Origin of the sequence: Providencia sp. PROV174 (assembly GCF_028480685.1) — a bacterium.
In the GTDB taxonomy this organism is placed as follows: Bacteria; Pseudomonadota; Gammaproteobacteria; order Enterobacterales; family Enterobacteriaceae; genus Providencia; species Providencia rettgeri.
Genome location: NZ_JAMPOT010000011.1, coordinates 91,756 through 112,472, shown reverse-complemented (window position 1 = coordinate 112,472; position 20,717 = coordinate 91,756). Strand labels below are relative to the sequence as shown.

The following is a 20,717-nucleotide window of genomic DNA, read 5'->3' as shown; positions in this document are numbered from 1 at the left end:
TAATTTATGCCAAACATTATTCTTATTGGTGATTCTGATACAGGCCATGGAAAACATGGCCCTACCCATGTGATTACAGGTTCACCAACGGTAAAAGTCGATGGTAAAGCGGTTGCTCGGCAAGGAGATGCGTTAGCGCCTCACGGTGGGCATTCAAGAACTATCGTTGGTGGATCAAGTAGTGTATTTATTGATGGCAAGCCTGCGGCCAGAACAGATGATACAGTAAGTTGCGGTGGCGTATTAATTGGTAATTCAACGGTAAAAATTGGTTAGAAAATACGATGTTCTGACAGATAATAATTGAGTTCGCTAGGATTGATGATAGTAAAGAAATTAGTGTTACACCAGATAGTCAATATTAACATTAAGTGGTTAATATAAGGATATTTAATGCGCAAGTTAGCGATAGGTTTGGTATTAGTGATGGTTGTAATTTTTACTCTGTTAGTTAATTCTTACAATACAATCCAAAAAAATGATGAGTTAGTCTCTGCGGCAGCGTCAGAATTATTAAACCAATATCAGCGTCGATTTGATTTGATCCCTAATCTGGTCAGTACAGTTAAGGGATATTCAAGTCATGAAAGCAATGTGTTACAAGAAATTGTAAAGGCGAGAGCGTCTGTCGGGAAAATTAATGTGGATGGTCGCGTGTTTGATGATCCTGAAATTTCTGCGAGCTATCAAAAAGCTCAAGATAATTTAGGGCAATCTCTATCACGTCTGTTAGTCATTTCAGAAAATTACCCTGAATTGAAAGCAAATTCACTCTATCAAGACCTGATGGTACAGTTGGAGGGAGCTGAAAATCGTATTTCAGTTGCGAGAGGGCGGTATATAGAGGCGGTACGCCATTATAATACTCAAATTAGGCAATTCCCCTATAACTTAATTGTGGAATCTATGGGGTATGATAAAAAAATTAATTTTAACGTTGAGAATGGGCATGAAATCAAAAGAACACCAATGGTGGATTTTAACTCATGATACGTAATATTTTATTTTTATTTTCCTTGCTTTTATTTAGTGCTATTGCGAGCGCATCAGTGAATAATACACCCCCATTAAAAATAGATAGGGTCATTGATCGTGCAAATTTATTAACGGCGCAGCAATTCAAAACGCTAAATAATTTATTGATTAACTTTGAAAATAATCGGAATGATGGTTCACAATTTGTTGTTTATATCGTTCCGACTACTGGGAGTGAAAATATCGAAACTTTCGCAAATCGTGTTTTTAATCAATGGGGGATAGGTAAAAAGGGGCTTGATAATGGATTACTGCTTGTTGTGGCAATAAATGACCGCAGTGTTCGCTTTGAAGTCGGGTACGGCTATGAGGGGACATTTACCGATGTTCTTGCTGGGAGAATTATTCGAAAAAATATGTTGCCGTATTTTAGAGCAGAAAACTATTATACGGGTATTGAGCAAGGGATTATAAATGCCATTCATGCAGCTAATGATAGACCAATAAGCTCAACGAATTCTTTGACAGATCTTATTCCTTTTAAAATATTACAAACACATTTTATTTTAATTTATGTGATAATATTAGGGCTAATTTATTGTTTTCAGCTTGTATTTTCAACGAAAAAATTAAAAAGAAAAATTAATCAAGTGATAGCGCAGTCAGGTAAAAAAAAGAAAAATTCAGAAAAGCGAGGATATAAGATAGGTGCAAATCAGCTAAAACGGTTAAAAAATTATCTGAATTACTCATTCTATTTTCCAACATCATTTTCGCTGTATTTCCCTGTAGTGTTTTGTTCAGTCGTTGTCATTTTTTATACACAAATAATTCTTAGTGGTATTGTTAACCCTTTTATCTTATTACTGATGGTGGTGTTATCATTATTCTTTAACCTTATTTCATTAACCGTATTGTTTATTGGCATCAATATCTTATTTCCGATTTATCGACAGCAGAGAAAAGAATGGAAAGCGATTTGTGAGTTCAGTCGATTTGGTTCACCTTTTTATCAACCTGCATATTCAGTAAATACATCCCATAAACACGCTTCTAATTTTACTTCCAGTCACGATTTCAGTTCATCAAGTTCATCAAGTTCATCAAGTTCATCAAGTTCATCAAGTTCATCAAGTTCATCAAGTGGTGGTGGAGGTGGTTCTAGCGGTGGTGGCGGTGCTTCTGGGCATTGGTAAAGGGGATAAAAGGTTATAATAAGTTTTAGCTAGAATTTTAAGATAAAGCGAGTGCTTATATAAAAGCTAATTGCTTTTTGGGAAGCTAACTTTTCATTTTATTAGCGACAGAAATTACTCGTTTTACGAGAAATAAGTTTATGTATTTTAAAATAAAAAATACATTTTTTAGGAGTGACAGCTGTAATATATTGTTATTATTAAATGATATAAGGAGCAATATCCCATTAAATACTTAGCCTTGCTAAACAATTTGTTAAGTACTTAGAAAAATATTTTTTCTCTTTGAAGCACCACTCATAAAGTTGACTGCTATAAACTAGCAATAAATAATTATTTTTTAAATGCTATATTGGGATTACTTTACTAGGAAATATTAATAACTATGTCTATGGTTCATAATCGATTCAGTTTAATTGCTATCATCATCGGAGCTTTTAGCATTTTTGTAATACTTGCTAACCAAAGCCTTGAGCATGAGTATGTTCAATCCAAACCTAAGTTAGAGCAAATTGTTCATGAAAAGATAAGTAGTATAAAAAAAGCGACAATGGATGCAATTAAAGGAAAAGTGTATCAATCCCCTACCGGAGATCCTGCCAATGAACAGCGGCAACTTTTATTAGATAAAATTGAATTATCCAAACAAGTCAGTATAACGCTCGGTGTATTTGGTATTATTTTTGCTGCTATTTCATTTATTCGCCATGAAAACAAAAACTCAGCCAGAATAGCTTTAGCACTAAATGGGAGCGTCCTTGTTATTTCTCTTCTATTGTATGCAGCCACAGGTATAGCCAGCATTGTTGCTGTTTTACTTGTCATTTGGTTTATAGGTAACTTTTTTGACATTTTTAGTATTTGTTAACTTTTTCAGAAAAGCGCCATAATTTTTTATGTAAAACAGGTGATTTTAAGTATCAGCTTGGACAGCTTTTAGCAAAGCTTGAGCAGGAGAAAAAATGCAATGCGTAGTCTTGTGAATGGCAAAAAAATTATATTAAAAAATGATACAACTAAAACGGGTGGCACAGTTCTGACGGCTTCTTCTCTTGCTAAGCAAACTCAAGGTGTGGCTTGTGTGGTGACTCTGTTTATTACCCTTCTCACGGAGAACGTGAAACCTGTCTCAAAAACTGCGTCTTTTAGCCACTGCCCTTTAAGGTGAATTACGGTCGGTGGGCTGGTTTTTCTGAGAGTGGGCCTTGTCCATCGATTAAATCTAGCCATTACACCTCCACCGGGTTACTCGCCCATCAACGGGCGGGGCGTGGCAGTGAAAACTTCTTGCAATCACTGCAACAGAATCCGCAGCAGCCGCCATTTTGTACTGATGTGCATCGTTCTTATCAATACGACCGTGCACACAATGTGGTGCGTATTGAAGATGACCGTTGGAAGCAAACCACTTATCGGTATAACGCGAACGACCAAATTACCGAAACCCAATACAGTAACCAAATTGGCAATCGTGATGAAAAGTTTCAATACGATGCAAACCTGAATCTCACTGAGCACATGACGTTACCGTCTGATGCGCAAGGGGCAATGTTGCAGTTGTTCCAGCAACAACGTGCAGGACGTGTGACAAGGCGGGATACGGCAAGGGGGTATCAGCGTTACCACTACGATGTGAATGGGCGGCTAGAGAAAAAGGTTGTTTATGAACATGGCTATCGCCCGAAGGAATGGCGTTATCTGTGGAACACGCAAAACCAGCTGACGGCTTGTTTTACCCCGAAGGGGGACTGTTGGCGCTATACCTACGATGCATTTGGTCGGCGCCTCAGCAAAACACAAACGGTGGATAGCCAAGCGGCTCATGTCAATCCACTGTTTCCCCAACTTAAGCCTAAAGTGACGGCGTGGCACTATTTATGGTCTGGTGACAAAATGGTGGAGGAAACGCCAATTTATGCAGATGGAACACCAGCTTATGACTCACAAATTCAATGGTTGTACGAACCAGGTGCAATCACACCCACGGCCCGTTATCAAAATGGTAAACTGCATTATGTGGTGACTGACCACCAAGGGACACCCCGAGAGATTTTCACAGAAGCGGGTAAGGCTAGCTGGGTAGGGCGGCTCAATACTTGGGGACAGATGCAGTTTTGGCAATCCCGCGATGGCCTTGCAGACAATGATCCCAATTATACGGAGTGCCACTTCCGTTTTGCGGGTCAATATGAAGACCGAGAAACAGGGTTGTATTATAACCGATTCCGCTATTATGATAGGGACAATGGGCAATATATCTCCCCCGACCCAATAGGGCTGCTGGGTGGGTTTAATCCTTATGGGTATGTGCATTGTCCGACAGGTTGGGTTGATCCATTTGGGTTGGCGAAAGAGCCTATTATTTTCCTACCTGACGGTGGTGATGTACTACACCCTAAAACCGTTTCAGCTCAAAATCCTGAAGGGCTATTTACAATAAAAGCTACAGGTAGCTATGCGGATGATAAGTTAGCATTATATAAAGCGGCTGGTATAGATGAGTATCCTTCACGTAAATGGATTAGTCACCATGTAAGCTATAATCCAGCAACGAATGAGATGACAATGCAATTGGTAAATCCTGAATATCATAGCCACCCTCATGTTGGAGGTGCTCATCAATTTGAGGAAAAAACTGGACATAAATATGGAACTCAAGATGCTATCGATGAAGCAACTAAACGAAATAGTGCCATATTGAATTGCAAACCTGGAGGGATAAAACGTTGAGTAAATTTTTTACAGATCCTCATTTAAAATTTGAAAAATCACTACACGGGTTAACATCAGAGGAAATAAATACATTTATTCCTCAAGACTTTAGTGGAAAAAATTTCTTTATTGAATTTTATGAGCACTTCAACGGTGGTTATTTTTATGGCGGTGCTTTTATCTATCGTGATAATTTTTATAAAATAGAAGATAATGATTACAACCTGATGGAAATTGAATCATTTAATTTTATACCAATAAATGATGTCGATTCTCCTTATTTGCTTTCAGTGTCCGATGTATTGAAATATAGATGTAATGTCTCTAAGGATTTTCTTGATTTTTCTCAATTACATATTCCTTTTGCTGGAGATGCAGGGGATAGTGATTATTGGATTAATCTTGAAACGGGAAAAATCAAATATACTAAGTCTACAGATATTGATTGTTTAAATAACATCATTGATATAGCACCATCTTTTCGTGATTTTTGTACGAATATACAATCACAAAGAAGATAATTACTTAACGTTGATCTAATAAGCCAGAAATATACTTCTGGCTTATTTTTAAGAGCCGCCTAGTTTATCTTTTAGTCGCTAACATACTCCGCCATCACTCCGCGCATTGAGTTTTTTATCTCACTCAGTTGAGCTTGCTGTTGTTGGTTTTGTTGTTTTATCGCTCGGGTGTCCTCGCTGTTGGGGAGCAATACCAAACAGCCGTTTAAGATTTTCACTGTGAACGTGAAGCCTGTCTCAAATCCTGCGTCTTTTAACCAGTGCCCTTTTAAATGAATCGCCGGCGGTGGTGCGGTTTAACTTCCATTCAGAGCATACACCACGATGTATGCTCTGTTTTCGGGGCTTTATTTATGCTATCTGACTTAGGACTCACCACTACAATGAAGTTGGGCAAGAAAACAGAGATGTCTGCCCGCTTTTCAACAGTTGCTGGCGAGCGTGGTGCTGCTGATGCAGAGCGTGATATTCGAGGTTTTGCACTGATGAGGGTAACAGGGACATGGTAGGTAACAATGCCCCTGTGTTCTACTTCCGTGACCCATTAAAATTCCCTGATTTAAACCACGTCGTAAAACGCGATCCTCGCTCCAACTTACGAACAATGGAACATAAATGGGCATTTTTCTCCCGGTTAAACTGATGCAATGACCTCAGGGAGGCCTTTTAAGCCATCTACGTATGTGATCAAAATATCTTGTACTCCTCGTTTTTTGAGCTCGGTCATCACGGATAACCAGTTCAATAACCTTGAGTTACATCCTAAACTGAAGTAACTATGTTGATATGATTTGATACTGGGTTTTCCATTAGACGCTTCACTGAATACCCTGAAGATGAAAACTGAAGAACAGCTGGAAGAATGGATCATTGGCAAACAGATGGGGGCAGGAGAGGACGATAGATGAGTATGTGTTGCCATACCAGTGGCTTAATACAACGATATTAGACGCTATATGTTAGATAATGGTATTTTTCATTAATCAACTAATAAACTTGAATAATATAATCGGGCACTCTATGGATAATGGGTATCTTTTTATAGTGTTTTTGGCGTAAGATTACCAACATTAGAGCATATTTGAACCCGAGTTGACGAAAAATGAAGTAAGAAACAATTATTCAAAAAATTTGGAGTTTATGTAACCAAATTCAGTGTGCCACTTCACCCTTCTGTAGAGCAGCTGCATTGCTCTGTTGTCCCAACAACTTTCTCGTTGGTTAATACGCTATTTTTGTTTAACTCCACACCAATTGGACTAGAGCTAACAACTTTTATAATGACTACTTTGAACGATGGCGAGTGGACATTGTTAGTTGGGGATCACCGTTTTATCCAATCCATATCCAGTGCTTGGGCTGTCAGATTAGGTCCTTAATTTACTTTCAAAAAGAATCTGGGTTTGACAATTCAAATTAGCTTCTAACGGGTACGATAATTATTTTTGCCTCAAAATGGATTTATAACAAAGGAACTCTCACAGTTTGCTAACTTTTTCATGCCGAGTTTAAACAATTTAGGTTATTTAACCTTTGTTTTTATGCCATCTTTACACTTATTGCGAGTGTTGTGTTTTTATTTTTTAAATCAATTGGTTATGTGTTTTATTTGCGTTATTTTTTGCTTTTTAATAACTCCATTTGCGAGTATTAATTGCTTTTTTTTATGAAAATAAATACAAAGTATGATGATTTATGAAAAAGTGTGAATGTTAAATTTAAATATCTTTATTATTGAAAATGTAGTTAATTATTCTACTCTTATTTCGAGTTAGTTTGTTTTTGGTATTGTACTCTTCTAATAATAAAATTTATTACATTGTTTTTATTGTAAATTTGTTAATTGTAAAATGTGTAAATATATCAATTTTCTAAAAAATTACTGTTTTCAAAATTTGATTTCGAAAAAAACACTCCTTATAATTGTATCCAGAATTTGAGTAGGGAATAGTTAAATTAAAAACCAAATTAACTATTAACAACCGAACAACAATAAATGTTTATTGGTGATTAGATATTAATACTTTTTGTATTAAACAGTGTTGTTGGTTTTTTTTATAATTCTTAATTTTAGTAGTTTGATTGTGGACCTATTTTTTATGAATAAAACTAACGGAAACTTTAACTGGTTTAATGTTCCAGATAATTTCTTTTCATCTTATTGTGGTTCCGTTCTTAAAAAGAAAAGAAAAGAACTCGGAATAAGTGGGCTAGAGTTAGCTAAGCGACTAAATATTTCTCAACAGCAAGTTTCTCGTTATGAAAGAGGTGTTAATAAAATGTCTCTTGATATGTTGCTTAATATTTCAATTGCGCTAAACGTTCCTATGGATAATTTAATTTCTAATATTATGTCTGAAGTTAAAAAGAATCACTCTATTGATTATCGAGTTTTAAAAGCAATTATATCTGTTCCTGAGTCTGTTCATTTTTATTAATCTGATACTTTATTAAATTAATAGTATCTATATTTGAAAATATCATACTAAAAGTATGATTCTATATAAGTCAATATCTGAGGATAATATGAAAAAAGTCATTTTAGCAACTTTAATTTCTGGTGTAATGAGCGCTTCAGCTTTAGCTGCAAATTCAGGCAGTGGTGAAGTAACTTTCACTGGTTCTATTATTTCTGCACCATGTTCTATCGCACCAGGTGAAGAGAACCAAGAAGTAGAATTAGGTCAAGTGTCTGATGTAACTTTGATTGCAGGAGAAGCATCAAGCCCTCAGCCTTTCTCTATCAAATTAGAAGGTTGTAATTTGGAAGGGGATAACGTTGTTAAAGTTACTTTTAATGGTACAGAAGTTGTTAACGGCGAAACGAATACGGGCATGCTGCAAATCACTGGCGATGCGTCCGGTGCAGCGGTCAAAATCATGAGTGCTTCTGGTGCGCAAGTCAAGGTAAACAGTGTTTATCAGCAAGCATTCGTAAAAGGCGATAATGAACTGAAATTCTCTGCTGCACTGCAAGGATTTAAAGGTACAACTGTTGTTCCAGGTAATTTCTCTGCTGTCACTAATTTCACCTTAGCTTACCAGTAAGCGAAAGTGTCTTGCCCCGAGACTTATTGTTGAGGGGCAATTTTTAGTGAACAGGGAATAGATAATGAACGCCATCTCAATTAGTACAGTGTTACTTCTTAGTCAACTTGTATTTTTGCCTTACGTGCAGGCCGAGTCTTCATCTATTTGGGGGCGTGTCAACATGAATGGCAGCATTGTCAATTCTGCCTGCGCGATAGATACAGGTTCGTATGAGCAAACCGTGGACATGGGGATCTTACCTGCTGGGAGTATACGCCAAGAAGGGCAGGGACCCGTGCGTCCTTTTTCTATTGCACTTATTGGCTGCACACTGACTCCATATGCGGGAGATATATGGCAATCATTTTCAGTCACTTTTGATGGTGCTGCTAACGGGGATTTTTTCTCGCTCTCGGGGGAGGCTCGTGGTATCGCATTATCATTACAAGACGTACAAGGGACACCGATTTATCCAGGTCAATCTACTCCTAAACAAGCGATTATAGCAGGTAATTCTGTATTGCATTATAGGTTAAGAGTCGTCTCAGATAACAATCCGTTACGCCCTGGAGAGTACCAAACTACTCTGCGTTTTAAGATCCAATACTACTAAAAATATCGCGTCTATTCGTATTTTTCCAGAGTTTGATTTTAGGGATGTTATTTATGTCTTTAATAAGATCTACATTTTTTCGCCCAAAGGGCTTAAGTCTTGCGGTTGCTTTATCGTTGTATGGACTCTCTATTCCGGCAATTGCCGCGCAGACATTTGAGTTTAATACCGATGTGCTCGATTTAGAAGACAAAACTAACATTGACCTGAACCAATTTTCTCGCGCCGATTATATTATGCCTGGTGTATATTCCTTCAAACTTAAAGTGAATGATGAACAGTTGCCAGAAATATCTGTGCCGTTTTATGTACCAGAGGATGATCCTAATGGGAGTGTTCCGTGTCTTTCGACAGACGTGGTTAGCCAACTGGGGTTGTTGCCTAAAGTTCAAAAAGAGACCTCATTTTGGCATGATGGGCAGTGTTTATTCATAGACAGTGTACCAGGTATGCAAGTGCGTGGCGATTTAGCAACATCTTCTTTATACGTCAGTATTCCGCAGGCTTATTTGGTGTATACGGCGCCGAATTGGGATCCGCCATCGCGCTGGGATGAAGGTATTACAGCGCTGATGCTTGATTACAACTTAAATGGTAACGCGAATAATTCGTACAACGGTGGCCGTGACAGCTATACCTTAAACGGTAATGGGGTGGCCGGTGTCAATTTAGGTGCATGGCGCTTTCGTGCTGATTGGCAAGGAAGATTAAACCATATGGCAGGCTCTGACGGTACCTCCAATAAAGATTTTGATTGGAACCGTTTTTATGCCTACCGTGCGCTACCCAACTTAGCAGCAAAATTGGTACTGGGTGAAGATTACCTTGTGTCTAATGTCTTTGATTCATTTCGTTTTATTGGGGCAAGTGTACGTTCAGACTTGAACATGTTACCCCCAAATTTACGCGGTTATGCTCCAGAAGTAACTGGAATTGCAAAAACTAACGCTACAGTAACAGTGAGCCAACAGGGTCGAGTCTTGTATGAAACGCAAGTCGCACCAGGACCGTTTCGTATTCAGGATTTGAGTGATGCAGTAAGCGGTAAATTGGATGTGACAGTCAAGGAGCAAGATGGTTCAACACAAGAGTTTCAGGTGGATACGGCAAACTTACCGTACCTGACACGCCCTGGCCAAATTCAATACAAATTGGCTTTAGGACAACCGACGAATTACCAACGTCACAGTGAAGGGGACAGCTTTGTCACTGGTGAGTTTTCGTGGGGGGTGAATAACGGTTGGTCTTTGTTTGGGGGAAGCCTTAACAGTCAAAACTATAATGCTTTGTCATTGGGGGTAGGGCGTGACCTGCTTGCGTTCGGTGCTCTATCATTTGATATGACACAATCATTCGCACGTTTACCGGGTGAAAGTCGCATCAGTGGTGGTTCTTACCGTATTAACTATTCGAAACGTTTTGAAGCTATTGATAGTACTATTCAGTTTGCAGGTTATCGTTTCTCAGAACGAGATTTTATGTCCATGTCGGATTTCCTTGCAGCGTTAAATTCAGGTGAACATTACGGTGGCAGCAAAGAGATGTATACCGTGTCACTTAATAAAAATTTTGCTGATCTTGGGATGTCATTGTACTTGAATTACAACCATCAAACTTATTGGGATCAAGCAGATAACGATTATTATAGCATCATGTTATCGAAGTATATGGACATTGGTACATTTAAGAATGTCAGCATTAACCTGTCAGCTAATCGCAGTGAGTATAACGGTGTTAAGGATGACAGTATGTTTTTATCAGCGTCATTTCCTCTTAATAACGGAGCAAATGTTGGGTACTCACTGAGTAACAGTCGTTATGACACAACTAACCGAGCTACCTATTACGACCGGATTGATGACCGGACGACCTATCAATTCAGTGCTGGTAGCAGTAAAAAAGGTGGAAGTGGAAGTGCGTTTATTACCCATCAGGCAGATGTGGCTCGTTTGTCTGCAAATGCCAGTTATATGCATAACCAATATAGCGCATTTGGTGTTTCTGCCAGTGGAGGCATGACTTTTACTGCGGAAGGTGGCGATTTACATCGCATCAATACGCAGGGGGGGACACGGTTGTTGGTTGACACTGATGGAGTTGCTGGCGTGCCGATTAAAGGGATTGGAGCTCCAATTACTTCAAATATATTTGGTAAGGCTGTGGTTGGTGACGTGAGTAGCTATTACCGCAGTAAGGCTCAGATTGATTTAAATGCATTGCCAGATAACGTCGATGCACAGCAATCCATTGTACAAGCGACCTTGACGGAAGGTGCTGTGGGTTACCGTCATTTTTCGGTTGTTTCGGGCCAAAAAGCAATGACAGTGTTGCGTTTACCTGACGGTAGTCATCCACCGTTTGGGGCGCAAGTACAAAATAATAAAGGCCAAAATACGGGTATTGTTGGAGATGCTGGTAATGCCTATATCAGTGGTATTAATCCTGCAGATATGATGAGTGTGACGTGGGGAGAAGATAAATCGTGCGAAGTGCGCTTCCCGCAAGAGCTGGGCTCGTTACAAAATACCTTATTACTGCCATGTACCCCAACGGTGCAAAAAACGGTAAGCCATTGACATAAAAACGGCCCCAGCAAATGCGATATGGCCAATCTCAGATATACTTAGGGGGAATGGTAGCTTTCCCTTACTTGATAAAGGTAAAAGATTATGCAATTAAAAATTTCTTCGTGTGTTATATCAAGTCTTATTGGCTTCACTATGTTGATTAACACTGCTAATGGTGCAGTATCTCTGGATCGTACCCGTGTCATTTTCGACGGAAGCCAAAAATCAATTTCGTTGAATATTTCGAACAACAATAAACAGTTGCCATATTTAGCGCAAGGTTGGATTGAAAATACGGCAGGGGAAAAAATTCAGTCTCCTTTAGTGGTATTGCCGCCTGTACAGCGTTTAGAGCCTGGAAAAGCGAGCCAAGTAAAAATAGAGGCGCTACCTGCCATTAGCACGTTGCCGCAAGATCGTGAATCCTTGTTTTATTTTAATTTACGAGAAATACCACCAAAAAGCGATAAGCCAAACACACTGCAAATAGCTTTACAAACACGGATTAAATTGTTTTACCGCCCGAAAGCAATAATTCCAGAAAAAAATGTTACACCTTGGCAAGAAAAGCTAACCTTGGAGAAACAAGGCGATCTGTATATTTTGAAAAATCCGACACCATATTATGTGACGGTTATTAACGCGGCGGCTAATACGAAATCAACCGGTGGTAAAGAGTTTACACCAGTAATGGTTTCTCCGTTTAGCCAAGATAACTTGGGAGTTAGTGCCAGTTTGTTGGGCAGCAGCCCTGTACTAACCTACATCAATGATTTCGGCGGTCGGCCAACATTGACGTTCCGTTGTCAGTCAACGACGTGTGATGTTGTGGCGAGCAATAAAAGTGAATAATGATTGTTTAGCGCCTATTGACGGTGCTTAGCAGAATAGACAGCAAGGAGTGTCTGATGGCTAACCAACAAAGAAAGCTCAGGCTTCGTTACGGCTTACTGGCTTTAGTGTTAAGTAGTACCAGCAGTGTGCCGAGTATGGCAAATAATAATGGTAATATTTATAGATCTATTGATAACTGGAATGTAGATGGTCAACATGGCGTGCTATATGTCAAAGGGTCGCTGACAGAGAGCCCATGTCGTTTGGCGATGACTTCTAGCTACCAGACTGTGGACATGGGAAACGTAGATACAGGTACTCTGCTGCATAATGGTAAGGGGATGGCTATTCCTTTTGAGATTAAATTGGAAGATTGTTTAGAAACAGCAACCCGACTTGAAAATGTTCGAACTGGAATGATGGCATGGAGCTCAACTCAGCCAGCGGTGAAAATTCGTTTTGTTGCACCAACAGTGCCGCATAATTCAAACTTTATTCAAGTGTCAGGGGTGCAAGGATTGGGATTGACCGTTAGCACACCTGGTGGTGCGCTATTACCCATAGGGCAAGAAAGTGAGCCACAGTTGCTACCGTCTGGGCAAAGTCAATTAACGTATTACGTGACGCCTGTGAGAATGGGCTCGTTTGTGCCAGGTGCATATTCGGCACTTATTACATTCGAAATGATTTATGAGTGAAATAAATTATTTTTAAGCAAAAATACATAGGGTATGAGCCATCACTAAATTCAGCATGTTAATCGAAGTATTTCTTTCTTTTAGACATCGATGGAACTAACTCGATGTTTTTTCTATTAGCAATGTTGTGAAGCGATTATGCGATATTGAGAACACTCCAGTCTGGCAGAAGAGAAATCAATAAGCCTAAACTCAAATAATAAATAATAATTCCGTATTTAGCAAAAGGTTGTATAGACGATGATAAATGAAAAAATCGGGACTATTTATTACATGATTAAATGCATGCTGATTCATTATGGGATTTATTATGAAGGCTAACTATATATTAACTAATGTAGTTTTAATGATTTTCGTTTTATTTGGTCAATCAGCTTTTGGCGAGTCATTTTCAATAAAAATGAAAGTTAATGTGATCGAGAAAGGTTGTGATGTATATGGTGAAAAAGGGAATGGTTTTCCAATAACTGTTGATTTTAAAGAGATAAATGATAGAGACATTACCAGCGAACGCTATGAGAGAGAGGTAATCTACAATCTGGATTGTGGTTCAGATAATAAAGATAATCCTAAATTGAGATTAACCTTTAAATCTGATCCAGCTGAATTTTCTGATAATCTTATAGTAACATCTAATAATAGTTTAGGACTAAAGATGATGGCAAATGGTAAATTATTACCACCAAATCAATCTTACCCTTTTAATTACTCTGATAAGCCAATACTTATGGTCAAGCCTGTAATCGATACACGGGTAAATGTAATATATGGGGATTTTACAGCTTCAGGAGTATTATTTGTTGATTATGATTAAAAAATTCATTTCACTGATTGGTAAGGAGTTATTTAATATGCTCAAATATCTTTCTTTCTATGTTATACGGATTGTTGGATCTTACATTAGACATGTAAAATTGCTCGCTCTGATAACTATTTTTGCTTACGGTTTTTCCTCATCAGTATACGCAGGTTACTGGATAGATTATGCTAGTACCACTCAAAGTTGGCCTTCGTCAAATTATGCGACGTTCTTGCAGGGCGCAAAAACTGTACCATTCTCTGCTAAAGTGTTAGGTGGTGGCACTCCGAATATTATCGATAAAGGCTCTATGTATACAGGTAATTCTGCATTTGGTACAACAGTACAATTTAGTTTATTTAGGTACAACAACAGCACGGCAATTCTCGCCTTAAATGGTTCTGGTGTTCTAACAACATCAGTATCTTCAACTGGGAAATGCTATTTTATCCCCTCTTTTTATGCAAGTTATTATACAGAAAATAGTACATCGGTATATAGCCATTCATCCAATAAAGCGGCTAACACAGTTGGCGTTTATTATGCTCCAGAGCAAAGTGTAATAATTAATAAAAATTGTAATGAGATTAAAGGTGATGACCCTGAGATTAATCAATTAACTATCCCAGCTGATGTTCCCGAATATTATATTGCTTGGGGAACACCGATTAAATGGACTTCTGGTGATAGATATAATAATTGGTCTATAATAGAATATGGTTATATGAATGTTTTAAATTTAACTTCAAAATATAATTTCGCACCTCAATATAATATTTTTATTTGCCCAACGAATACTATTGATAGTCGGTGTGTAAGAACTAGTCAAACAGGAACAGGAGGTTCGAATGATGGCGATGGTGAGGTTATTGTACCTGCAACTTGCAACCTAAGTGGTAATAATGATGGACTAGATTTTGGTACGGTTAGCAATGATGATTACATAGGTAAAACAGCAACCTATCAATTAGATGCTTCATGCTCAAAGGATACGGCTGTTAAATTTTCAATAATTAGCATGGATGACATAAAACTTGGGCCTTTTAAAGTTAAAGTAAATATAAATAATGAAGAATCACCCACAGTTAATATAGGAACAAACATTAAAACCTTGAATATTAATGGGGTTTTAGAAAGTGCTATTGAGACGGTAAAACCGGGAAGTTATGAGAGTTCTTTAGTCATTTTATCGGAGCAACAGTAGTTAGATATTAATTATTAATTTCAAATAAAGGATAGGTTAAAAATTCGATTCATTAGATGTATTTTTTCGAACGGTTACAAATAGTGAAATATTAGAATTAATTTTTACGAAGGGTGCGCATCACTTCATTTATTTAAATAGTTGTATGCGCAATTTTTCTCGTAATCGCTTTTAATTAGACTAGTTTAAATTTTGATATTTCGAGGCTCTAGGAGGGGACGGTGACTTTTTTATATGGATTGGTTAGGTTTTAATTCATAAAGAGCGCCTTTGCATAGGTTGATAATTATAGGAATTTGTTATTTTTCACATGACTAAATTTTATGATTAAAAATTAATATGCTAATTGAATTTTATTATGAAGGAAGAGCTAAAATTTAGCCAAGGCATTGAAGGAAAGAAAGCGTTAGCCAAAAGTCTTGAAGCACCAGAAAGTCCTAGTCATGCCGCCTAGTATTGTTTTGAAACCTAGAAGGTGACGTAACTTTTAGCGGCTGTTATGGTCTTTGAGCGTCGAATAAAAAACCTCTATCCGAGTACATAAGGGCAGGTTATTTACTAGTTTAAATTAAAAAGTGCAGAATAATAGATGGAAATAGTCCTTACAATATGCAAGTCAAAAAGATAATGTTCGCAAGGATACTTAGTAATAAGTGGTTCGAAACCCGTGCTCATTGTCTCAGGTAAGACCTGATTCATTAGTTCCCCCAGTTCGTCTGTTAGTGTGGCTCTGGCTAGTTCCAGTACGCATACCAGGGGCGCATGACGTTGGACTGATGAATGGTACGATCTACCCCTTCTAGCAATGCCAGCGATTCAATGCAACTTAGCTACTGAATTTATCAATCCAAGGGCTGGTTTTGTCCTGAGACCAAAGTTTCATCAACATTTCACGGAATCTCTCGGACGCAGGACTCAGAGTATTTCCTCTTCTTGATACTAATCCAAGCGTTCTCCTGATTACAGGTGAAGTGGCACACTGAATTTGGTCACCTGAACAGAGGTGATATGCTCACCTCAAAACATCACAGGTGATCTGATGAGAAAACGAAGTTTCAATGCAGAATTTAAACGGGAATCGGCTCAGTTAGTTGTTGATCAAAACCATACCGTTGCTGATGCGGCAAAAGCCATGAATGTTGGGCTTTCCACTATGACCCGATGGGTAAGGCAGTTGCGGGATGAACGGGCAGGCAAAATGCCGAAAGCGTCGCCCATCACGCCGGAGCAAATTGAGATACGTGAGCTAAAGAAAAAAGTACAACGTATTGAAATGGAAAACGATATTCTAAAAAAGCTACCGCGCTCTTAATGTCAGACTCCCTGAACAATTCTCGGTAATAGGGAAACTCAGAGCGCGTTATCCCGTGGCAGTTCTTTGCCGCGTGTTCGGGATTCACCGCAGCAGCTACCGGTATCAGCAGAAGCGTCCTGCAGGGCCAGATGCACAACGAATATCTCTGCGCAGTCAGGTGCTGGAATATCATAATACCAGTCATGGTTCAGCTGGCGCGCGCAGTATTGCGTCAATGGCTGCCAATGATGGTATAAAAATAGGGCGCTGGCTGGCAGCAAAACTGATGGTTGAGCTGGGGCTGGTCAGTTGCCAGCAACCGAAACATCGCTATAAACGTGGCGGACAGGAACACATTGCTATACCGAATCATCTCGATCGGCAGTTTGCTGTAACTGAGCCGGATCAGGTCTGGTGCGGGGATGTCACCTACATCTGGGCAGGAAATCGCTGGGCATATCTCGCCGTTGTACTGGATTTATTTGCCCGTAAGCCTGTCGGATGGGCGATGTCATTTTCGCCGGACAGCAACCTGACCGGAAAAGCACTTAAAATGGCATGGGAAAACAGGGGCAAGCCCGCCGGAGTGATGTTCCACTCAGATCAGGGTAGTCACTTTACCAGCCGGGAATATCGTCAGTTATTATGGCGTTATCAGATAAAACAGAGTATGAGTCGCCGGGGAAATTGTTGGGATAACAGCCCTATGGAGCGGTTCTTCAGAAGTCTGAAAAATGAATGGGTACCAGTGTCAGGTTACCGACATTTTGGTGAAGCCAGTCATGCAATAACGGATTATATCGTCGGCTATTACAGTAATCGTCGACCGCATAGCTATAACGGCGGGTTATCCCCTAATGAATCAGAAAGAAGGTTCAGGGAAAACTCTAACCCGGTGGCCAGTTTTAGTTGACCACTTCAGTTTGGTAAAAACATCTCCGTCATAGTGAGGCGGAGTTTGTTAATTTTAGCAATTCAACAGTTGTAGGACTATTAGCCCGTTACAACAGTGAATCACTGCAACCTTGAAACTTTAAAAGCAGGCAACGCTGCCTCATAGGTTCATGGGGTGGGGATGCAATTGAAGCGTTTTTGCGCCACACTTTTTATGCTCCCCTTTACTATATTGAGGTAGTCTTTGGGATACTTTAATTAGTTACTCATTAAGAGATAGTTAAATCATCGACTTATGTCCTTTTAGGGGGGATGGGGATAAATGCCACCTTGTTTTTTTCTCGTTATTCAGTGTCACCGACATCTCTAATAACATATTCGCGGATAGGCAAAATGGGAAAAAGTGATAGAGGTGAGTGGTAAATACAAAGGCTTCACCTTCGCTTTCATATTGAGCGTTATCAAGTAGTAGAGATAAAGATAAGCACCGGTAGGGTTTACCTTTTAAGATATGGTCATATAAATGTGTTTTCAGCTCAATGAGCCCAGATAATAATCGCTCACATCTTCGTGTCACTTGCCTATCTGTATCTCGATAGAGAATATAATCAGCAATTAAGTGTTTTACGCTTTCTAACGACATTAGCATTGAGGCATTAGCACTGTAATGGGATAGTAATTGCCAAAAATGGTGGTTATTAACGATGGGAGGATAGCAAGGTGACAATAATGTGATATTTCCTGTTTTAATTCCGTCAGGCATTTTTTCACTGTGTTGGTTTAATAAGCCAATTTCGTTTTTTTGGTTACGTTCAAAGCCTATATAAACACATGAAAAATGTAAGCTGGGCGGTGTTACCATAGGGGCGCCTTTATTATCAAAAAAGTTTAAATAATAAAGGGTATGCCCCGTGATATTTTTCTCCATCGTTAAGGAGTAAAAAAGGGTTTTATGGTATTGAGGCATAAGGCGTGAAGATGCCGTCAATTCTGTCGTAGGATAAAAATGACAATATATGCCTCTCTCTTGTTCATGTGGCTCAAGTGAAAGTTGAATTTCAAAGAGGTCAGCCAAGTAGTGATGGCTAGGGATAGGAAGCAAATAACTTGATTTATTTTCTTTAAAATCAATTAGCATGGTGTGTTGTGCTTCGGTATCCATTGCCGGAGCACAGTTTAAATAAAAGCTATTGTCACATTCCTCTTGTGTCAAAGGAAGCTGTTGATTGAAATAGATGTTAACTGTAAAACGCCTTTCTTGCTCCCAATCTAACTCAGTGACAACTTGGGGAATATTGAGCTCAACAAAATGATGAACATGAGGTAAATAAAGGCCTTCCAATAATTGCTGTGGAGCGCTGAGTGATGCATTTTCTTGTGGGAAAATTTTATAGGGTTTTCCGATTTTGGGCTCGAAAGCGTAGTTAAGGGGATCTCCCTCATAGCGAATATGATTATGGATGACTTCAATTTTTTCAAAATACTGGCTAAATGCGAGTAGTAAGGTTTCTGATGTTTTTTTATTGGCTCCTAAAAAAACATCAAGTGAACTTGTTGAATGAAATTTATTTTCACCTCGATACTGTAATTCAAGTGAAATACAAGAACGATTTGGGTGCTGAATAATTTTTCTAGCGAGAAGGCTATAGGGCGCTACGACGAATTCATGACAAAAACTAAAGCGAGCCCCATTATCACCTAAGACAAGATGGTCTTTATTTATCTCTACTGGAAAAGAAAGAAATTCATTTTGGTCAATTTGTACAATAGTCGTCGATGGAAGCCCTTTTATAGCTTGGGAGTCTAGTCGTTGCAGTAGGGGCAATGTAATTTCAGGAAATGCATCGTCAATTTTATCTTGTAAACGCGCAGATAAAAAAGCAAACCCTTCTAATAGGTAGCTTGTCTGTGGATCTTGAGGATCTAATACGTCAGCTAAATGTGGCTTTTTATCGGCATATTCACTGTATAGCTTTTGTAAGTATTGCTTTTCTTTAATATATTTTATTTCACTCATGACTTAATCCAAAAGATGAATATGAGCTGGGTTTTAAACCTTTTTGCTCTGCTTGTTTTTGTAATTCATAGTAACGAGCTAATAATCCATTAATTTTATTATCAATATTGATGAGTGTGGCAGGGGGAACCGGCTGCCCATTTTTAATTTGTAGCGATAATTGGCGGAGCTTTTCTTCAATAGGCTCCACTTTATTGTGCTGCTTTTGAATGTCATAGATGGCAGTTTTTAAATAGGATAAGGTAAAACTACCTCGATTTTTTTCTTGTTGAATAATTTTATTTGAAAGTTGCTGCAACAACATTGCTGTTTCAGACCAACTATCATTAATAGGCATATTTTCTAAACGCGCCTCATATTGGTTTTGCCAATTTCGGCTGAAGTAAGCCTGATCAGCATCCGCAGGCCAATAAGATTTTGCTTTTTCTTGCATGTTCTCGATCAGTTTCAAGTTAGCGAGAGGGGAACGCTTTTCGAGCAAAGCTAAATGATATTCATAGGTATTTATTTCGGGTTTAAATAACCATTTGGCAACAGCACCTTCAGGAATGGACGTTATAGCCTCCATCTCATGTTTAAAATAAACATAGGCGCTAAATCCACTGACTAAAAAGAGTGCACTACTGAGCACACAACCCCATATAAAACCACGGGTAGCGCTCATTTTTTTAGTTGTTACTGTTAATGTTGATGCGGGCTCTGGGGGTTCAAAAATAAATGTTGGTGATGGTTGTTCTACTCGTTTAGCGGGTTGTTGGATATACACTAAAGGCGGGAGCGTGACAGATTCGGATGTATTCTGTTTTGCATATTCTTCCTGTTTTTCAAGTTGTTTGGCTAAATTTTGAAAGAACCATAACAAGTTTTCAATTTTAGGTAGTTTTTCCCACGTTGTTTTAGCCAGTTTATCAATGATTAATTGTAGCGCGCGTTCTGAGCGGTAAACCAAACGGAGGTCTTTTGTTTCATAGGTTTGCTGGCGGAGCAGGGCGCTAGCCTTTGTATTAAACCAGTTGAGTGCTTCTGTTCGTTGATTCGGTTTTTCAGGCCATAACGCATCCCAATGAGTAACAATAACACTTGCTAATAATTCGCAGCCTTCAGTAAAGCCTCTGAGTCCATGGCGTTGTAGTCGTGCAATTGTGTAATAAGCACCGCTTTGTAGGTCAATACCATGATTTTTAAAAAGAGACAAACAAAGTGATTCAATAAGCGTCCAACTGACCTCCGGACGTGCAGGATGACTTAACTTGTTAAATTCTGTTTTAAGAGCAATAAATTCAGGAGTATCTAAAGGGGAGCTCCCGATTTTAATGACTAAATGTTCTGATTTCATCTCGTTGAATATCCTATGCCCCCACAT

At 38.8% G+C, this 20,717-nt stretch carries 18 protein-coding genes and 3 pseudogenes; 17 read left to right on the top strand and 4 right to left on the bottom strand.

Annotation, left to right across the window (positions count from 1 at the left end):
* Positions 1–6 precede the first annotated feature (6 nt).
* From PSE60_RS11465 to PSE60_RS11435, 7 genes and pseudogenes are all read left to right on the top strand, one after another.
* Positions 7–276, top strand: a complete 270-nt coding sequence (locus tag PSE60_RS11465; RefSeq protein ID WP_272665495.1) for a PAAR domain-containing protein — start codon at positions 7–9, stop codon at positions 274–276.
* 117 nt (positions 277–393) lie between these two features.
* Positions 394–990 (top strand): LemA family protein, encoded by a 597-nt coding sequence (locus PSE60_RS11460; protein ID WP_272665494.1) that lies wholly within the window; start codon positions 394–396, stop codon positions 988–990.
* A complete protein-coding gene (locus PSE60_RS11455; protein WP_272665493.1) occupies positions 987–2,171 on the top strand; it encodes a TPM domain-containing protein in 1,185 nt (394 codons plus the stop codon). Before PSE60_RS11460 ends, PSE60_RS11455 begins: the two co-directional genes overlap by 4 nt.
* Positions 2,172–2,556: 385 nt before the next feature.
* On the top strand, positions 2,557–3,039 hold the full coding sequence (locus PSE60_RS11450; protein ID WP_272665492.1) for a hypothetical protein: 483 nt from the start codon (positions 2,557–2,559) through the stop codon (positions 3,037–3,039).
* Between the two features lie 99 nt (positions 3,040–3,138).
* Positions 3,139–3,278 (top strand): annotated as a pseudogene (locus PSE60_RS11445) (PAAR domain-containing protein); the annotation flags it as partial.
* A 57-nt stretch (positions 3,279–3,335) separates the two neighbouring features.
* On the top strand, positions 3,336–4,901 hold the full coding sequence (locus PSE60_RS11440) for an RHS repeat domain-containing protein (RefSeq protein WP_272665491.1): 1,566 nt from the start codon (positions 3,336–3,338) through the stop codon (positions 4,899–4,901).
* Positions 4,898–5,404, top strand: coding sequence for an SMI1/KNR4 family protein (locus PSE60_RS11435; RefSeq protein WP_272665490.1), 507 nt, complete (start codon positions 4,898–4,900; stop codon positions 5,402–5,404). Before PSE60_RS11440 ends, PSE60_RS11435 begins: the two co-directional genes overlap by 4 nt.
* Before the next feature lie 71 nt (positions 5,405–5,475).
* Here PSE60_RS11435 and PSE60_RS11430 read toward each other — a convergent pair whose 3' ends face one another.
* The gene (locus PSE60_RS11430) at positions 5,476–5,682 is read right to left on the bottom strand and encodes a SymE family type I addiction module toxin (protein WP_442959778.1); all 207 of its coding nucleotides are present in this window, start codon (positions 5,680–5,682) and stop codon (positions 5,476–5,478) included.
* Positions 5,683–5,757: 75 nt separating this feature from the next.
* Here PSE60_RS11430 and PSE60_RS11425 point away from each other — a divergent pair.
* A pseudogene (locus tag PSE60_RS11425) lies at positions 5,758–6,041 on the top strand (catalase); the annotation flags it as partial.
* Here PSE60_RS11425 and PSE60_RS11420 read toward each other — a convergent pair.
* Positions 6,042–6,143: pseudogene (locus tag PSE60_RS11420) on the bottom strand (transposase); the annotation flags it as partial.
* A gap of 1,360 nt (positions 6,144–7,503) precedes the next feature.
* On the opposite strand from PSE60_RS11420, the gene PSE60_RS11415 reads away from it, so the two are divergent.
* From PSE60_RS11415 to PSE60_RS11370, 9 genes are all read left to right on the top strand, one after another.
* Entirely contained in the window at positions 7,504–7,842 is a 339-nt protein-coding gene (locus tag PSE60_RS11415) for a helix-turn-helix domain-containing protein (RefSeq protein ID WP_272665488.1), read from the top strand.
* 88 nt (positions 7,843–7,930) lie between these two features.
* Positions 7,931–8,452 (top strand): fimbrial protein, encoded by a 522-nt coding sequence (locus PSE60_RS11410; RefSeq protein ID WP_272665487.1) that lies wholly within the window; start codon positions 7,931–7,933, stop codon positions 8,450–8,452.
* A 64-nt stretch (positions 8,453–8,516) separates the two neighbouring features.
* A complete protein-coding gene (locus PSE60_RS11405) occupies positions 8,517–9,047 on the top strand; it encodes a fimbrial protein (RefSeq protein ID WP_272665486.1) in 531 nt (176 codons plus the stop codon).
* A gap of 53 nt (positions 9,048–9,100) precedes the next feature.
* Positions 9,101–11,623: an outer membrane usher protein gene (locus tag PSE60_RS11400; RefSeq protein ID WP_272665485.1), complete on the top strand. Its 2,523-nt coding sequence runs from the start codon at positions 9,101–9,103 to the stop codon at positions 11,621–11,623.
* 144 nt (positions 11,624–11,767) lie between these two features.
* Positions 11,768–12,466 (top strand): fimbria/pilus periplasmic chaperone, encoded by a 699-nt coding sequence (locus tag PSE60_RS11395; protein ID WP_272665484.1) that lies wholly within the window; start codon positions 11,768–11,770, stop codon positions 12,464–12,466.
* A gap of 56 nt (positions 12,467–12,522) precedes the next feature.
* Entirely contained in the window at positions 12,523–13,146 is a 624-nt protein-coding gene (locus tag PSE60_RS11390) for a fimbrial protein (RefSeq protein WP_272665483.1), read from the top strand.
* Positions 13,147–13,456: 310 nt separating this feature from the next.
* Positions 13,457–13,960, top strand: coding sequence for a fimbrial protein (locus PSE60_RS11385; protein WP_272665482.1), 504 nt, complete (start codon positions 13,457–13,459; stop codon positions 13,958–13,960).
* Positions 13,944–15,149 (top strand): hypothetical protein, encoded by a 1,206-nt coding sequence (locus tag PSE60_RS11380; protein ID WP_272665481.1) that lies wholly within the window; start codon positions 13,944–13,946, stop codon positions 15,147–15,149. The genes PSE60_RS11385 and PSE60_RS11380 overlap by 17 nt, the downstream gene beginning before the upstream one ends.
* Positions 15,150–16,188: 1,039 nt before the next feature.
* Positions 16,189–17,356, top strand: a protein-coding gene (locus PSE60_RS11370) for an IS3 family transposase (protein ID WP_272665479.1) whose coding sequence is annotated in 2 segments (ribosomal slippage) — positions 16,189–16,448 and positions 16,447–17,356 — 1,170 coding nt in all. Because the reading frame shifts where the segments join, the coding sequence is not laid out codon by codon here.
* A 261-nt stretch (positions 17,357–17,617) separates the two neighbouring features.
* Here PSE60_RS11370 and PSE60_RS11365 read toward each other — a convergent pair.
* Positions 17,618–19,354, bottom strand: coding sequence for a type VI secretion system baseplate subunit TssF (locus PSE60_RS11365; RefSeq protein ID WP_004908036.1), 1,737 nt, complete (start codon positions 19,352–19,354; stop codon positions 17,618–17,620).
* Entirely contained in the window at positions 19,347–20,690 is a 1,344-nt protein-coding gene (locus PSE60_RS11360) for a VasL domain-containing protein (RefSeq protein ID WP_272665478.1), read from the bottom strand. Before PSE60_RS11360 ends, PSE60_RS11365 begins: the two co-directional genes overlap by 8 nt.
* Positions 20,691–20,717: the final 27 nt, after the last annotated feature.

Excerpts from the sequence above, each read along its gene's own strand:
- PSE60_RS11465 (WP_272665495.1), top strand. The coding sequence starts at position 7 with ATGCCAAACATTATTCTTATTGGTGATTCTGATACAGGCCATGGAAAA.
- PSE60_RS11460 (WP_272665494.1), top strand. The coding sequence starts at position 394 with ATGCGCAAGTTAGCGATAGGTTTGGTATTAGTGATGGTTGTAATTTTT.
- PSE60_RS11455 (WP_272665493.1), top strand. The coding sequence starts at position 987 with ATGATACGTAATATTTTATTTTTATTTTCCTTGCTTTTATTTAGTGCT.
- PSE60_RS11450 (WP_272665492.1), top strand. The coding sequence starts at position 2,557 with ATGTCTATGGTTCATAATCGATTCAGTTTAATTGCTATCATCATCGGA.
- PSE60_RS11415 (WP_272665488.1), top strand. The coding sequence starts at position 7,504 with ATGAATAAAACTAACGGAAACTTTAACTGGTTTAATGTTCCAGATAAT.
- PSE60_RS11410 (WP_272665487.1), top strand. The coding sequence starts at position 7,931 with ATGAAAAAAGTCATTTTAGCAACTTTAATTTCTGGTGTAATGAGCGCT.
- PSE60_RS11405 (WP_272665486.1), top strand. The coding sequence starts at position 8,517 with ATGAACGCCATCTCAATTAGTACAGTGTTACTTCTTAGTCAACTTGTA.
- PSE60_RS11400 (WP_272665485.1), top strand. The coding sequence starts at position 9,101 with ATGTCTTTAATAAGATCTACATTTTTTCGCCCAAAGGGCTTAAGTCTT.
- PSE60_RS11395 (WP_272665484.1), top strand. The coding sequence starts at position 11,768 with ATGTTGATTAACACTGCTAATGGTGCAGTATCTCTGGATCGTACCCGT.
- PSE60_RS11390 (WP_272665483.1), top strand. The coding sequence starts at position 12,523 with ATGGCTAACCAACAAAGAAAGCTCAGGCTTCGTTACGGCTTACTGGCT.
- PSE60_RS11385 (WP_272665482.1), top strand. The coding sequence starts at position 13,457 with ATGAAGGCTAACTATATATTAACTAATGTAGTTTTAATGATTTTCGTT.
- PSE60_RS11365 (WP_004908036.1), bottom strand. The coding sequence starts at position 19,354 with ATGAGTGAAATAAAATATATTAAAGAAAAGCAATACTTACAAAAGCTA.
- PSE60_RS11360 (WP_272665478.1), bottom strand. The coding sequence starts at position 20,690 with ATGAAATCAGAACATTTAGTCATTAAAATCGGGAGCTCCCCTTTAGAT.